Source organism: Staphylococcus hyicus (assembly GCF_000816085.1).
GTDB lineage: Bacteria > Bacillota > Bacilli > Staphylococcales > Staphylococcaceae > Staphylococcus > Staphylococcus hyicus.
In genome coordinates this window covers 2,067,631-2,081,601 of the sequence record NZ_CP008747.1, presented here as the reverse complement: position 1 = coordinate 2,081,601, position 13,971 = coordinate 2,067,631, and the positions used below count along the sequence as shown (strand labels likewise).

Below are 13,971 nucleotides of genomic sequence, written 5' to 3'. Positions count from 1 at the left end.
TGCGCGTTATGGATTACTTTACACCATGCATTAATTTTTTAATCATTGGGGATATAAGGATCAGTATTAATCCGATAACGATTGCAACGATACCTGACAACATAAAGTAATGATTTGCTTCTATTGTTGTATAAACTTCTACCATTTGTGCATTTAGACCTTGTGCCATCGCGTTAGATAAGAACCAAATACTCATCATTTGCGCGGTAAATGCTTCTGGTGCTAATTTCGTTGTTGTAGATAGTCCGATTGGTGAAATACACAATTCACCTAATGTAACAATAAAGAAACTTGCAATTAGCCAAAATGGGTTGATTAACGTGGTATCAGATGATAATGGAATAACCATGATGAAATATGAGACACCTGCTAAAATAACACCGATTGCAAACTTTAATACTGTAGGAGGGTTGAAGCGTCCTAATTTAACCCAAAGAATTGAGAATAATGGTGCCAACAATACAATAAAGAATGGGTTTAAAGACTGGAACCATGCGGGTGGAATATGAAAATCAATGAGACCACCTGTTACTTTTGCCATACTTAACTGTGTTTTCGTATCTGCGAATTGTGCAAGTACTGTAGAACCTTGCTCTTGAATCATCCAAAAAGCAACGGATGCGATAAATAATGGAAAGTAAGCAAAAACACGCTTACGTTCATAGTCTTTTGTTTTCTTACTCAAAATGATCTTGGCAAAATATAATAATGGAATTGCTACCCCAAGTATCGTTACTAAATTGGCAAAGTTAGATAATGTCATCATATCAAAATTTGCTAATATAATTGAAAGTACTGTAACGACAACTACTACGATGGCCACAATTTTAATGATTTTAATACGTTCTTCTTTGGAAAGTGGATCGGGTACTTCAAGACCAGCCACTCCTAAATTTTTCTTATTTGTAATTAAATAAGTGAGTAAACCGATAAACATGCCGACAGCAGCAATTGCAAATCCTAAATGGAAACCAATGTTGGCTTGTGTCCATCCGACTAATAAAGGTGAGAGTAATGCACCTAAGTTGATAGACATATAGAAAATCGTAAATGCTGCATCTAATCGTGGGTCATTTTTATCATATAAAAGACCAACTGTAGATGAAATATTCGGTTTTAAAAGGCCCGTACCGATAATTAAAAAGAGTAAGGCCACAAGAAGTAATGTGAAGTTATTTGGTAATGATAATAGGATGTGACCCAACATAATCAGAACGCCGCCATAAAATAATGCTTGGCGTGTCCCAGTAACACGATCGGCGATCCAACCGCCAATAACACCACTCATATAAATTAATGCACCGTATATTGATACAATTTGAAGTGCTAAACCTTGATCAAGCCCAAACCCACCATTTGAGATCGAATAATAGATATAATAAGCTAAAATTGCTCTCATACCATAATAACTAAAGCGTTCCCAAAATTCTGTAAAAAAGAGTGTGCTTAATCCTTTTGGATGCCCGAAGAACCCTTTGCGGGGCGTACTAGCAAGGATTTCTTCTTTGCTATAATGTTGATTCATTTAATCATTTCCCCCCTAAATGTTGAACATAGAACCATTTTAAACCTAATGTAAAGTTTTAACAAGAAAATTCAGTAAATTTTGAATGGTTCCAAGTCGAATTCGTGACAAATGCTAACTAAATGCATTTTGATTAGCTTGGCACATCATTTGCGTTCATTGCCAAGAGCGAGGCATATATATAAAAGCATTCAAAGGTCAAATTAAGTTGACCTTTGAATGCTTTTTAATAGTTGATTCTTTAGGGTTTCTTATCAATGCCAAATGCATGATTGTCTGTACTTTTTGTCCCTAGCGATTATCAATGTTTTCAGGATACATGTCGTGATTCATAAGACGGTGTTCTGCCATTTTTTCATATTTAGAATTAGGGCGACCATAGTTTGTATAAGGGTCAATTGAAATACCGCCGCGAGGTGTGAATTTACCCCAAACCTCGATGTAATGTGGATCCATTAATTCAATTAAATCATTCATAATAATATTCATGCAATCTTCATGAAAATCACCATGATTTCTAAAACTAAATAGGTATAACTTTAATGATTTTGATTCGACCATTTTTACATTTGGAATATATGAAATGTAAATTGAAGCAAAATCTGGTTGTCCTGTAATTGGGCATAAAGATGTGAACTCTGGACAATTGAATTTTACAAAATAGTCGCGCCCTTGGTGTTTATTATCAAATGATTCAAGTACGTCAGGGCGGTAATCGAATTCATAGTTATTATTTTGATTGCCGAGTAAAGTGATATCTTGTAATTCGTCTTTAGAACGTCCTTCTGTCATAGTATGACCTCCATTTAGGTGATGTGTTTTTAATTAGATTGTTTCGTGCGAGTGTCTTGTCTTGCTTTTTCAAACATAAAGTAACTTGCGCTTAAAATGATGACGTAACCGATGATTGCAATGAAATCTGGTGATTCGCCAAATAATATAAAACCAATGCATGCCGTAAAAACGATAGAGGCATACGTAAAAATTGAAATATCTTTTGCCGGTGCATAACTATAAGCCACTGTAATACCTATTTGACCGACTGCAGCAGATAATCCTGCTAACACAAGATAGATGATTTGTGTGGTTGTCATAGGTTGGTACGTAAAGATAACAAATGGAAAAAGTGCGACGACTGAAAATAGAGAGAAATAAAAAACAATCGTATACGGCGCTTCTCGTGTACTTAATGCGCGCACAGCTGTATAGGCAGAGGCGGCAAAAACACCAGATAGTAACCCCATAAGGGCAGGAATAATATCAGATGAAAATTCTGGTTTAACAACAAATAACATGCCCACAATCGCAATGACCATTGCCGTAATTTGATATTTTTGAATATATTCTTTTAAGAAAATAAGGCTTAGCAAAATTGTCCAAAAAGGGTTTAGTTTCATCAAAATATCAGCATCACTTAAAACCATATGATCAATAGCATAAATATTAAGCAGAACACCCGTTAAACCAAGTATTGAGCGTGTAATCAAAAGGGGTTGGCTTGTTAGCTTACCAAACATAGGTTGATGGTATTTTATAATAAAAAATAAGGGTATCAACATCGCGACTAAATTACGTGCTAATGATTTTTGAAAGATAGGTAAATCCCCAGCAAGACGAAAAAAAACTGCCATAAAACTAAATCCAATAGCAGAAATCAAGATAGCGATGATGCCTTTCATTTTTGAATTCATAGTATCGCCTCTTATTATTAAAATCAATGTTTTTATAGTAGCATAATTTCACCATTTGTGCATAAGAAGTTGCAAAATTTTCATGGAAACGTTACACTGAACGCGAACAAATGTTCGTTAGTTTCCGATACAATACTATGTTCTAATGTGAAAGTCAAGTCATTTATAGTAGATTCAAAGACAAATATGATGTGTCTGATTTTCATGAATTTTCATTTGTTGATATGACCGCATTTGGTGACAATCGGTGTCAAAAAGTTTTTTTTCTGCTTTAAAAACTTTTGCGTGTGATGTACAATGAAACACATAATATAGTATTAGCTTAGAACGTTAAACACAATATATAGTGTTTTAAAGTGCTAATACACTATACGAAACTACAAGTAGTTAGCAAGATTACACTTTTCGATGAGGATGAAAACCCTCTCACATACAACATCTTGTAGTTATGTTTAATTGCTCGGGTAAACAGGAATGATAAGGGGAACTCATTCATTACGTCCTCGTAATAACACTTGAAAAACGAAATATATGTTCGCTTTTACATCATTTTGTAAGAAACTAACTATCTTCTATTTTTTTACTCTTTTATATTTTACCAATTAAGCATATGCGCACTACGTCATACATAAGTAATATGAAAAGATGATATAACAATAATGCAACACGTCGAGATAAAGCACGTTTAATGGCGCAAAAGAAAGGAAGTCCTTGACTATGAAAGTGGTATTTTATTCTTTTACAGGAAATGTAAAACGTTTTATTAAACGAACAGAGCTTACCGACACGATGGAATTAACTGAAAGTTGTGCCTCAGAACGTATTGAGGACCCTTTTATTATTGTGACAGGAACAATTGGCTTTGGTGAGGTACCTAAGCCAGTACAACAATTTTTAAATGTAAACCATGACAATTTAAAAGGGGTTGCCGCTAGTGGCAATCGAAATTGGGGGCAAAATTTTGCAAAAGCGGGCATTGCGATTGCAGATGAATATAATGTCCCATTGTTAATGAAATTTGAATTGCATGGAAGTATACAAGATACGAAGGAATTTAAGGAGAAGGTGGTTAATTTTTATGAAGACTATGGAACAAAAGCAGTATAATCATATCGAATTGAATAACCAAGTCACAAAACGTAACGAAACAGGTTTTTTCGATTTAGAAAAAGATCAACAAGCCTTAGAAGTATATTTAGAAGAAATAGAAGATAAAACGGTTAAATTCGATAGTGAAATAGAACGACTACATTTTTTAGTCGACCAAAACTTCTACTACAATGTTTTTAAAGATTACAGCGAAGAAAAGTTAAATGAAATAATCACCTTTGCAAATGATATTCCATTTCAATTCGCTAGTTATATGTCAGCTAGTAAGTTTTTTAAAGATTATGCATTAAAAACAAATGATAAAGCAAAATACCTTGAAAATTATCATCAGCATGTTGTCATTGTGTCGCTTTATTTAGCCAATGGACAAGTTGAATTAGCGAAACAATTTGTACGTGCGATGATTGAACAGCGATATCAGCCTGCGACACCGACCTTCTTAAATGCAGGGCGTGCACGTCGCGGTGAGCTAGTGTCTTGCTTTTTACTAGAAGTAGACGATAGCTTAAATTCAATTAATTTTATAGATTCAACAGCAAAACAACTAAGTAAAATCGGTGGCGGTGTTGCCATCAATCTTTCTAAACTGCGTGCGCGTGGTGAGGCAATCAAAGGTATTAAAGGAGTAGCTAAAGGGGTGCTTCCTGTTGCTAAAGCACTTGAAGGCGGATTTAGCTATGCGGATCAACTTGGCCAACGTCCAGGTGCAGGCGCAGTATATTTAAATATTTTTCATTATGATGTTGAAGAATTTTTAGATACTAAAAAAGTAAATGCCGATGAAGATTTACGCTTATCAACAATTTCTACAGGGCTAATTGTACCTTCTAAATTTTTTGAACTCGCTAAAGCGGGGAAAGATTTCTTTATGTTTGCACCTCATACGGTTGAAGCTGAATATGGGGTGACATTAGATGATATTGATATAGATGAATATTACGATCGTCTTGTAGAAAATCCTAATATCATGAAAAAATCTAAAGATGCACGTGAAATGTTAAATATGATTGCCCAAACACAATTGCAGTCGGGGTATCCTTATTTAATGTTTAAAGACAATGCTAATAAAGTACATCCTAATGCCAAAATAGGCCAAATTAAAATGAGTAATTTATGTACAGAAATCTTCCAACTCCAGGAAACGTCAATTATTAATGATTATGGTGTTGAAGATGAGATTAAGCGTGATATTTCGTGTAACTTAGGATCATTAAATATCGTAAATGTGATGGAATCAAACTGTTTTAGAGATTCTGTTCATACAGGAATGGATGCACTCACATTTGTAAGTGACGAAGCAAATATCCAAAATGCTCCTGGTGTCAAAAAAGCGAACCGCGAATTACATTCTGTAGGTTTAGGTGTTATGAACCTCCACGGTTTCTTAGCAAAAAATCAAATTAATTATGAATCTGAAGAAGCAAAAGATTTTGCGAATGTCTTCTTCATGATGATGAATTTTTACTCATTAGAGCGTTCAATGGAAATCGCTAAAGAACGCGGAGAAAAATTTGCAGACTTTGAAAAGTCTGACTATGCAAATGGACGTTATTTTGAAAAATATACAACACAAGACTATTTACCACAATACGATAAAGTAAAAGCGTTGTTTGAACACCATTCAATTCCAACTAAAGATGATTGGAAGAAACTTCAACAAGAAGTGGAACAATATGGTTTATATCATGCGTATCGTTTGGCGATTGCGCCGACACAAAGTATTTCCTATGTCCAAAATGCAACGAGTTCAGTTATGCCTATCGTTGATCAAATTGAACGTCGTACATATGGTAATGCAGAAACATTTTATCCTATGCCATTTTTATCTCCACAGACAATGTGGTATTACAAATCAGCTTTCAATACGGATCAAATGAAACTGATTGATCTAATTGCAACAATTCAAACCCATATAGACCAAGGAATTTCAACGATTCTATACGTGAATTCAGAAATTTCCACGCGTGAGTTATCACGTCTTTATGTGTATGCACATTATAAGGGCTTGAAATCGCTATATTATACACGTAACAAATTGTTAAGTGTTGAAGAATGTACAAGCTGTTCAGTGTAATTAAATGGATTTCTAAACGTTTCGTGATAAAAATACATTTTGGAGAATCGTACGTGTACAATCCTTATATGTAATTGCTGGGTATGAGTTGGTTGGTTTGAAGGGAACATAAGACTCACTTGAAGAGAGGTAATATTAAACGTAAATGAAAGATGTACGCGTATTATCTCTCATTCACCATAATAACTTAAGAATAGGAGATCTAAATTGCGATGATAGCTGTAAATTGGAATACTCAAGAAGATATGACAAATATGTTTTGGCGCCAAAATATTGCACAAATGTGGGTGGAAACAGAATTTAAAGTGTCAAAAGATATTGCAAGTTGGAAAACGTTAACAGACGATGAACAAAATGCGTTTAAGAAGGCGCTTGCCGGCTTAACTGGATTAGATACGCATCAAGCTGATGATGGCATGCCACTCATTATGTTGCATACAAAAGACTTACGTAAAAAAGCTGTATATGCATTTATGGGTATGATGGAGCAAATTCACGCGAAAAGTTATTCGCACATTTTTACAACATTATTACCATCTAAAGAAACCAACTATTTACTTGACGAATGGGTGTTGCAAGAACCTCATTTAAAATTCAAATCCGAAAAGATTGTTGGAACATACCATAAACTATGGGGAGAAGAAGCCTCTGTATATGACCAATATATGGCAAGAGTAGCGAGTGTATTTTTAGAAACATTCTTATTTTACTCTGGATTTTATTATCCTTTATACCTTGCGGGGCAAGGGCGTATGACAACATCAGGTGAAATTATTCGTAAGATATTACTTGATGAATCGATACACGGTGTTTTTACAGGGCTAGATGCACAGCATTTACGCAATGAGCTTTCTGAAAGTGAAAAATTAAAAGCGGATCAAGAAATGTATAAATTGCTTGAAGAACTATACCAAAACGAAGCCTCGTACACACGCGAATTATATGCGCCATTAGGTCTTGAGGAAGATGTTTTAAACTACGTACGATACAACGGTAATAAAGCATTGTCTAACCTTGGATTTGAGCCTTATTTTGAAGAGCGTGAATTCAATCCAATTATTGAGAATGCATTGGATACATCTACTAAAAATCATGACTTTTTCTCGGTAAAAGGTGATGGTTACGTACTCGCTTTAAATGTTGAAGGATTAAAAGACGAAGATTTTATATTTGACGATAAATAATATTTAAAAAGCATATCGCGGTTAAGTCAATGATGACAATTAACCACGATATGCTTTTTTATATTTCGAAATATAGATGATAATGTAGCTTACAGCGACTATTAAAATGTGCATTGCATTTCGGACATGCTTCAATGAGCATATACTCATTAATTGTCATTTCATGCTTACATACACCACATAAAATCGCTTTTTCATTAAATTCATGCTCTTTCCAACGTTTAGGGCGGTGAGATTCCGCTTCGTTATGACATTTGTGACAAGGATAGTATTTGTTGCAACATTTAAACTTAATCGCAATCACATCAAGAATCGTTGAATAATGGACACAACGTGTTTCATCATCAATGACCTGACCATAAACCGTAGGCATGTTTTTAACTCCTTTACTGACGTTCATCAATTTTCTCGCCAATGATACGTACTTCTCTTTCTAATGTGACATCAAATTTTGATTTCACTACGTTTTGGACATGGTGAATTAAATCTTCATAATCTGTTGCAGTTCCATGATCGACATTCACCATAAATCCAGCATGTTTCGTAGAGACTTCGACGCCGCCGATGCGGTGACCTTGAAGTTCAGCATCTTGGATGAGCTTGCCAGCGAAATAACCTGGGGGACGACGAAAAACACTACCACATGACGGATGCTCTAATGGTTGTTTAGATTCCCGACGTTCTGTTAAATCATCCATCACACGTTGGATGTCATCTTGATTTCCAGGTGCTAAAGTAAATGCGGCTTCTAATACGACATAATGTTCTTGTTGAATAATGCTATTGCGGTAATCGAGTTGCAACTCGTTATGCGTGAGTTGAATCATCTCACCTTTTTCATTAATGACACGTGCATAATCGATGACATCTTTAATTTCACCACCATAAGCCCCGGCATTCATATAGACCGCGCCTCCTACTGAACCAGGAATACCACAAGCGAATTCGAGCCCGGTTAAAGCTAAATCTCTCGCTTTTCGAGATACGTCAATTATCGCAGCACCACTACCAGCAATTATTGTTGTATCTGAAGCATCAATATAGTTGAGTTCTAAAAGACTTAAGACAATCCCTCTGATGCCTCCATCACGAATAATAATATTCGATCCATTGCCTAAATATGTTAAGGGGATTTTAGCTTCGTAAGCAAACTTAACGACGGCCTGAACGTCTTCATATTTCTGAGGAGTAATGTAAAAATCCGCATTTCCTCCAGTTTTAGTATACGTGTAGCGTTTAAGTGGTTCATCAACTTTGATGATATGTTCTGGGATGATTTCTTTTAAATGATGTAAGATGTTAGCGTTATCCAAAAATAACATCCTTTCTTTGATTTCATTACTTATATTTTAACGCTTTTGATGGTACAAAGTCATCTCGTAACGTTAATTTGATTGATTAAGATGTAACAATTTTTTGAAGCAATTATATTTTAGATTTTCATATTCTCGAATCGGTAATGAAGTCGAAATGTGTGATTTAAATGATTTGAATTGTGAAATGGCATGCGTATTTGTTGATAATAATGCTTCTAACGCTTCATATTGATGAAATGTTTCTGTATGGCGTTGAATAATATGTAAGCGTACAATTTGTTTGAGTTCCGTTAAATCATTAAATTTAGCCATTAATACTTTTTTATGCATGGGTTGATGAATGCGATAAAAACCAGCATAATTCAAACGCTTCTCATCTAAGGCTGTAATATCATGTAAATTATCGACACCTACTAAAATATCTAATATCGGTTCTGTAGGGTAATTAAAATGTTTTGTTCCACCTATATGTAGGGTACTTTTAACGGGTGAGTCTAATAAATTAAATAAAATATCACGATATTCTTGATATTGTTCTTTATAATGAATTTGAGACGATTTTGAAATAAATGGTTGCACGTGACGATACATCATAAACTCCTTATATATTCATAAATTCTGAACTACTATACCATACATTATTTTTAAATTAAATAAGATTTGAGAATCATCCTTGAGGAGGGAGGCTATGAAGCATATCCTGTTACGGTTACTTGTATTCTTATTAGTGTTGGTGTTGGTGGGTTGTGACCACAATGTAAAACAAGAAAAAGCTGCTTTTGATAATCAAATGAAAATAGTCGAACAACAAGAAAAAGCGTATTATGATGGACTTGAAGAGGTCGATTTATCTCAGCTAAAGATGATAAACCGTACTGATGCAACAGAAGATAATAAAGCATTAATAAAAAATAAAAAAGCGGCTATTAAACATATTTTACAACCCAAATTTAAAGCATATCAAAAAGCAGCAAAACAACTTCCGACAACGAATCGTGAATTGGTTGCATTAAAAACGGCTTATTTGGAGGCGATAGAGAAGAAAGGGAAATCACTTGAAGAGACAGAATGTTATGTCACGCTGTGTTTACAACTAATTGAATCTAATGAAAGTATTTTATCTTATACGCAACTGTTTGACGCACAACGCGCTAAAGTTGAAACGCTTATAAAGGCGTCGACTACTTCTCAAAATGGTGAAAATGAAAGTTATCTACTTGAGCAATACCTGATTGACCAACACACACAAATAAAGACCGTGGCAGAAGGTGTATTAGAAGAAAATGATGAAATGGGACAATTTAAAAAAATAAATAAAGACGTGATTCCTCGCATTGAACAAAGTATCAAATCATTGAATCAACTTCATATCGATGACCCTTTCGTCAATAAAGCCCGTCAACATGCGATTCAAATGTATTATGAATTAGACAGTTTTTATAAAATGCGTGCGAAAAGCGTAGCATATAGTCAACGTTTATCAAAAATGAATATTAAACAAATCATTAAAACGCCTGACGAATTAGAGAATTATGAAAAGAAATACAATGATAAAAATGATGAAATCGAAAGTCATTTACACTAACCTATATTAAAGTTGAAAGTACCGTTTTTTAAAATAAGGTTAACAATAACTTAGATTATGTGTATAATGAATACCATTGATAAAATACACAAGATGTGCGAATAAAATAATAAATTAGAAATTAACTTAGAGGTGAAAAGTATGGCGACAAAGCTGACGTCTATTGATCAGTTTGAACAAGTCATTCAACAGAATCCATATATCTTTGTATTAAAACATAGTAATACGTGCCCAATATCAGAGCGTGCAATGGATCAATTTAATAAATTTCTTTATGAAAGGGATATGGATGGGTATTACCTTATCGTTCAAGAAGAACGCGAACTATCCAATTATATTGCAGAAAAAACAGGGGTTAAACATGAATCCCCTCAAGCATTCTATTTTGTAGATGGTGTTGCAACTTGGCACGGTAATCATGATCAAATCACTGTCTCATCATTAGCGAAAGCTGAGTAAAGTGATAAAGAGCGCTTATAGGTTAAGAGTTTAACCTATAGGCGTTCTGTTCATTTGTATTTAAATATCAAGCAAGGCTATAATGGTTATTAAGTAAAAATGTCAAGAGGTGACAAGTATGAGAGTACTCGTAGCGATGGATGAATTTAACGGCATACTTTCTAGTTATGATGCCAATCGTTATGTTGAAGAAGCGGTTGCTAGTCAAATCCAAGATGCGGACATCGTACAAGTTCCATTATTTAATGGGCGACATGAATTATTAAATTCAGTATTTATGTGGAAATCAGGGACGCAATATCGTATTCAAGCACATGATGCTGAGATGAATGATGTTGAAGTTCGATATGGTCAGACGGAAGATGGATTAACGGTGATCCAAGCGGAACAATTTTTAAAAGGCACATCGAATTATTTAAATCATACAAGTTATGGCTTGGGTGAGGTCATTCATCATGCTTTAAGTAAAGAAGCTAAGACGATAGCGATATCAGTTGGCGGTACTGACACATATGATGGTGGTGCTGGCTTATTACAAGCCCTAGGTGCTGTATTTTACAATGATGATGGTGAAGTTGTGGATATGCGTCAAGGATTGCATCAACTAAAGCATATCCGCCGCATAGATACAAGTGGATTACATGAAAGGTTAAATCAAACGCATTTTCAAATTCTTATAGATTTTGACAGTAAAATGTACGGTAAACATAGTGCAATCCTACAAAGTTACAATGCACTTCATTTATCACGTGATGAAGCGGTTGAAATAGATAATTTAATTTGGTATTTCAGTGAGATTTTAAAACATGAACTTAAGTTGTCGTTAGGTCATATTGAGCGAGGCGGTGCCGGAGGTGGAATTGCTGCGGTGTTTCAGACAATGTTTAACGCTGAGTTAATGACAAGTCATGAATTGGTTGATCAAATTACAGGACTTGAATCCCTAGTGAAACAAGCAGACTTAATTATTTTTGGTGAAGGCATTAATGAGCGAGATTTAGTCATTGATACATCATCATTGCGCATTGCAGAGTTGGCACGTCAATATGACAAAGTTGCGATTGCAATATGTGGCACTTCAGAAAAATTTGAACGCTATGAAAAACAAAATATTACAGCGATGTTTAATTTATTTGATGAAATGCCATCACTTTACCCAGATTTTAAACTAGGCGTGCAACTTAGAACGCATGTCATTCAATCTATTCGACTATTAAAAGCGTCCATATAAAATTACCGACGAAGTTAGGCAGTTATGACAACGCCTTATTTCGTCGGTTTAATTTATGCTTCTTTTTCGATTTCTTGAACGATACCTATAATGACTTTTACAGCTTGTGCCATTACATCAATTGATGCATATTCATATGGACCATGAAAATGATCACAACCTGTGAATAAGTTAGGTGTTGGAAGACCCATGAATGACAATTGCGAGCCATCAGTGCCACCACGTATAGGATCAGAATTCGGTGTAATATTTAACTGTTTGTATACACGTCTAGGAATATCGATAATATGAGGATGTGGTGTAATTTTTTCTGCCATATTACGATATTGGTCGTTTATAACAATACGAACTGGATCGTAGTAATATTGTGTATTAATATCCTTTTGTATTGCAATTAGTTTTTGCTTACGCTTTTCAAACGTTTCACCATCATGATCTCTGATGATATAGTGTAACGTCGCTTTTTCTACGGTACCATTCATGTCAGTCAAATGATAAAAACCTTCGTAGCCTTCAGTATGTTCGGGCACTTCATTTTTAGGTAATTCAGCATGAAAGGATGTCGCAAGCGATAGGGCATTAACCATTTTATTTTTAGCTGAACCTGGATGTACATTGACTCCTTCAAAAAAGACTTGGGCTTCTGCGGCATTAAAGCTTTCGAATTGTAACTCTCCTAGTTGACTTCCATCCATTGTATAGGCAAAATCAGCATTAAAACGTGCGACGTCGAATTTGTGGGGCCCGCGGCCAATTTCTTCATCAGGTGTAAATCCAATTCTAATGTGACCATGCTTTATTTCAGGATGATCAATGAAATATTGAAGTGCTTCCATAATTTCTACAATACCTGCTTTATCATCGGCACCTAATAACGACGTGCCATCGGTTGTCATTAATGTATGACCCTTAACTTTTTCCATATCTGGAAAAACGCTAGGATCAATCGATCTTCCAGATTGCCCTAAATTAATGATACCACCATCATAATTTTCTATGATTTGAGGGGTTACATGTTTGGCATTAAAATCAGGTGAGGTATCTACATGTGCTAAAAATCCGACTGTCGGTACATCTTTTTGAGTATTACTTTCGAGTGTTGCAAATAAATACCCGTGGGTATCAAGTTCGGTTTTTAACCCCATCGATTTCAGTTCATCTTCTAATAAACGTAGTAAATCCCATTGTGCGTCTGTCGATGGTGTTGTGTCACTATTAGGGTTGGATTGTGTATTGATTTTGACATAACGTGTTAATCTATCGATGATATTTGCTTTCATGCTAACACTCCCTTAGATACGATTATTCATATGATAGCCTCTTTTATAGGACTTACCTTTAAGTTTAGCATAGTGGTGCTTCATACGTGTATAAATGTAATAAAAGATTTCAGCGCATAAAATACCAAATGCAATGGCACCTGATGTTAATGTTACTTCTAAAAATTGATTAACTGCTTTCGTATATTCATTAGAAACGAGTAAACGTGTTGCTTCATACGCAGCGCCACCGGGGACGAGAGGGATAATGCCCGGAACGATAAAAATAATGACAGGACGTTTATAACGACGACTCATCACATGACTCATGACGCCTAAAATAAAACTCCCTAAAAAGGCGGCAGGTACTGCACCGTAATTTAAGTCAATTGTGAATTTATAAATAATCCACCCCATTGCGCCAACAAACCCCACAGCAACAAGTAGCTTTTTAGGTGCGTTAAAAATAATTGAAAACAACATTGTGGATATAAAGCTAATAATAAATTGGGCAACATAATACAACAAATACGTCAT

Annotated in this window: 14 protein-coding genes; 6 read left to right on the top strand and 8 right to left on the bottom strand. The window is 35.0% G+C overall.

Going from position 1 to position 13,971, the window contains the following annotated elements; all coding sequences use genetic code 11:
- Positions 1 to 13: 13 nt before the first annotated feature.
- The 3 genes from SHYC_RS09835 to SHYC_RS09825 all read right to left on the bottom strand — a co-directional run bounded on the left by SHYC_RS09835 (position 14) and on the right by SHYC_RS09825 (position 3,216).
- Positions 14 to 1,525 (bottom strand): peptide MFS transporter, encoded by a 1,512-nt coding sequence (locus SHYC_RS09835; RefSeq protein WP_039646745.1) that lies wholly within the window; start codon positions 1,523 to 1,525, stop codon positions 14 to 16.
- Between the two features lie 291 nt (positions 1,526 to 1,816).
- Positions 1,817 to 2,317, bottom strand: coding sequence for a preQ(1) synthase (gene queF, locus SHYC_RS09830; RefSeq protein ID WP_039646743.1), 501 nt, complete (start codon positions 2,315 to 2,317; stop codon positions 1,817 to 1,819).
- Between the two features lie 29 nt (positions 2,318 to 2,346).
- A complete protein-coding gene (locus tag SHYC_RS09825) occupies positions 2,347 to 3,216 on the bottom strand; it encodes a DMT family transporter (protein WP_039646741.1) in 870 nt (289 codons plus the stop codon).
- A gap of 717 nt (positions 3,217 to 3,933) precedes the next feature.
- Here SHYC_RS09825 and nrdI point away from each other — a divergent pair.
- From nrdI to nrdF, 3 genes are all read left to right on the top strand, one after another.
- On the top strand, positions 3,934 to 4,323 hold the full coding sequence (gene nrdI, locus SHYC_RS09820) for a class Ib ribonucleoside-diphosphate reductase assembly flavoprotein NrdI (protein WP_039646739.1): 390 nt from the start codon (positions 3,934 to 3,936) through the stop codon (positions 4,321 to 4,323).
- A complete protein-coding gene (gene nrdE, locus SHYC_RS09815) occupies positions 4,295 to 6,400 on the top strand; it encodes a class 1b ribonucleoside-diphosphate reductase subunit alpha (protein ID WP_039646736.1) in 2,106 nt (701 codons plus the stop codon). The genes nrdI and nrdE overlap by 29 nt, the downstream gene beginning before the upstream one ends.
- 212 nt (positions 6,401 to 6,612) lie before the next feature.
- Positions 6,613 to 7,584: a class 1b ribonucleoside-diphosphate reductase subunit beta gene (gene nrdF, locus SHYC_RS09810; protein ID WP_039646734.1), complete on the top strand. Its 972-nt coding sequence runs from the start codon at positions 6,613 to 6,615 to the stop codon at positions 7,582 to 7,584.
- 58 nt (positions 7,585 to 7,642) lie between these two features.
- On the opposite strand, the gene SHYC_RS09805 is transcribed toward nrdF, so the two are convergent.
- From SHYC_RS09805 to SHYC_RS09795, 3 genes are all read right to left on the bottom strand, one after another.
- Positions 7,643 to 7,957 carry a CHY zinc finger protein gene (locus SHYC_RS09805; protein ID WP_039646732.1) on the bottom strand — a complete coding sequence of 105 codons (315 nt, stop codon included), beginning with the start codon at positions 7,955 to 7,957 and terminating at the stop codon, positions 7,643 to 7,645.
- 13 nt (positions 7,958 to 7,970) lie between these two features.
- Positions 7,971 to 8,897, bottom strand: a complete 927-nt coding sequence (gene murB, locus SHYC_RS09800) for a UDP-N-acetylmuramate dehydrogenase (RefSeq protein ID WP_371664994.1) — start codon at positions 8,895 to 8,897, stop codon at positions 7,971 to 7,973.
- Between the two features lie 72 nt (positions 8,898 to 8,969).
- Positions 8,970 to 9,491 (bottom strand): GrpB family protein, encoded by a 522-nt coding sequence (locus SHYC_RS09795; RefSeq protein ID WP_039646730.1) that lies wholly within the window; start codon positions 9,489 to 9,491, stop codon positions 8,970 to 8,972.
- Positions 9,492 to 9,588: 97 nt separating this feature from the next.
- Between SHYC_RS09795 and SHYC_RS09790 the strand changes: the two genes are divergently transcribed.
- From SHYC_RS09790 to SHYC_RS09780, 3 genes are all read left to right on the top strand, one after another.
- Complete coding sequence (locus SHYC_RS09790; protein ID WP_039646729.1) at positions 9,589 to 10,485, top strand: EMYY motif lipoprotein; 897 nt, start codon at positions 9,589 to 9,591, stop codon at positions 10,483 to 10,485.
- Positions 10,486 to 10,626: 141 nt separating this feature from the next.
- The gene (gene ytxJ / locus SHYC_RS09785; protein WP_039646727.1) at positions 10,627 to 10,944 is read left to right on the top strand and encodes a bacillithiol system redox-active protein YtxJ; all 318 of its coding nucleotides are present in this window, start codon (positions 10,627 to 10,629) and stop codon (positions 10,942 to 10,944) included.
- 118 nt (positions 10,945 to 11,062) lie between these two features.
- Positions 11,063 to 12,175, top strand: coding sequence for a glycerate kinase (locus SHYC_RS09780; protein ID WP_039646725.1), 1,113 nt, complete (start codon positions 11,063 to 11,065; stop codon positions 12,173 to 12,175).
- Positions 12,176 to 12,228: 53 nt separating this feature from the next.
- Here the strand turns inward: SHYC_RS09780 and pepT are convergent, their stop codons facing one another.
- Positions 12,229 to 13,455, bottom strand: a complete 1,227-nt coding sequence (pepT, locus tag SHYC_RS09775; protein ID WP_039646723.1) for a peptidase T — start codon at positions 13,453 to 13,455, stop codon at positions 12,229 to 12,231.
- A 12-nt stretch (positions 13,456 to 13,467) separates the two neighbouring features.
- A complete protein-coding gene (locus SHYC_RS09770; protein WP_107632633.1) occupies positions 13,468 to 13,971 on the bottom strand; it encodes a threonine/serine exporter family protein in 504 nt (167 codons plus the stop codon).

Coding starts and splice junctions, on each gene's coding strand:
- SHYC_RS09835 (WP_039646745.1), bottom strand. CDS start 1,525: ATGAATCAACATTATAGCAAAGAAGAAATCCTTGCTAGTACGCCCCGC.
- queF (WP_039646743.1), bottom strand. CDS start 2,317: ATGACAGAAGGACGTTCTAAAGACGAATTACAAGATATCACTTTACTC.
- SHYC_RS09825 (WP_039646741.1), bottom strand. CDS start 3,216: ATGAATTCAAAAATGAAAGGCATCATCGCTATCTTGATTTCTGCTATT.
- nrdI (WP_039646739.1), top strand. CDS start 3,934: ATGAAAGTGGTATTTTATTCTTTTACAGGAAATGTAAAACGTTTTATT.
- nrdE (WP_039646736.1), top strand. CDS start 4,295: ATGAAGACTATGGAACAAAAGCAGTATAATCATATCGAATTGAATAAC.
- nrdF (WP_039646734.1), top strand. CDS start 6,613: ATGATAGCTGTAAATTGGAATACTCAAGAAGATATGACAAATATGTTT.
- SHYC_RS09805 (WP_039646732.1), bottom strand. CDS start 7,957: ATGCCTACGGTTTATGGTCAGGTCATTGATGATGAAACACGTTGTGTC.
- SHYC_RS09795 (WP_039646730.1), bottom strand. CDS start 9,491: ATGTATCGTCACGTGCAACCATTTATTTCAAAATCGTCTCAAATTCAT.
- SHYC_RS09790 (WP_039646729.1), top strand. CDS start 9,589: ATGAAGCATATCCTGTTACGGTTACTTGTATTCTTATTAGTGTTGGTG.
- ytxJ (WP_039646727.1), top strand. CDS start 10,627: ATGGCGACAAAGCTGACGTCTATTGATCAGTTTGAACAAGTCATTCAA.
- SHYC_RS09780 (WP_039646725.1), top strand. CDS start 11,063: ATGAGAGTACTCGTAGCGATGGATGAATTTAACGGCATACTTTCTAGT.
- pepT (WP_039646723.1), bottom strand. CDS start 13,455: ATGAAAGCAAATATCATCGATAGATTAACACGTTATGTCAAAATCAAT.
- SHYC_RS09770 (WP_107632633.1), bottom strand. CDS start 13,971: ATGACGTATTTGTTGTATTATGTTGCCCAATTTATTATTAGCTTTATA.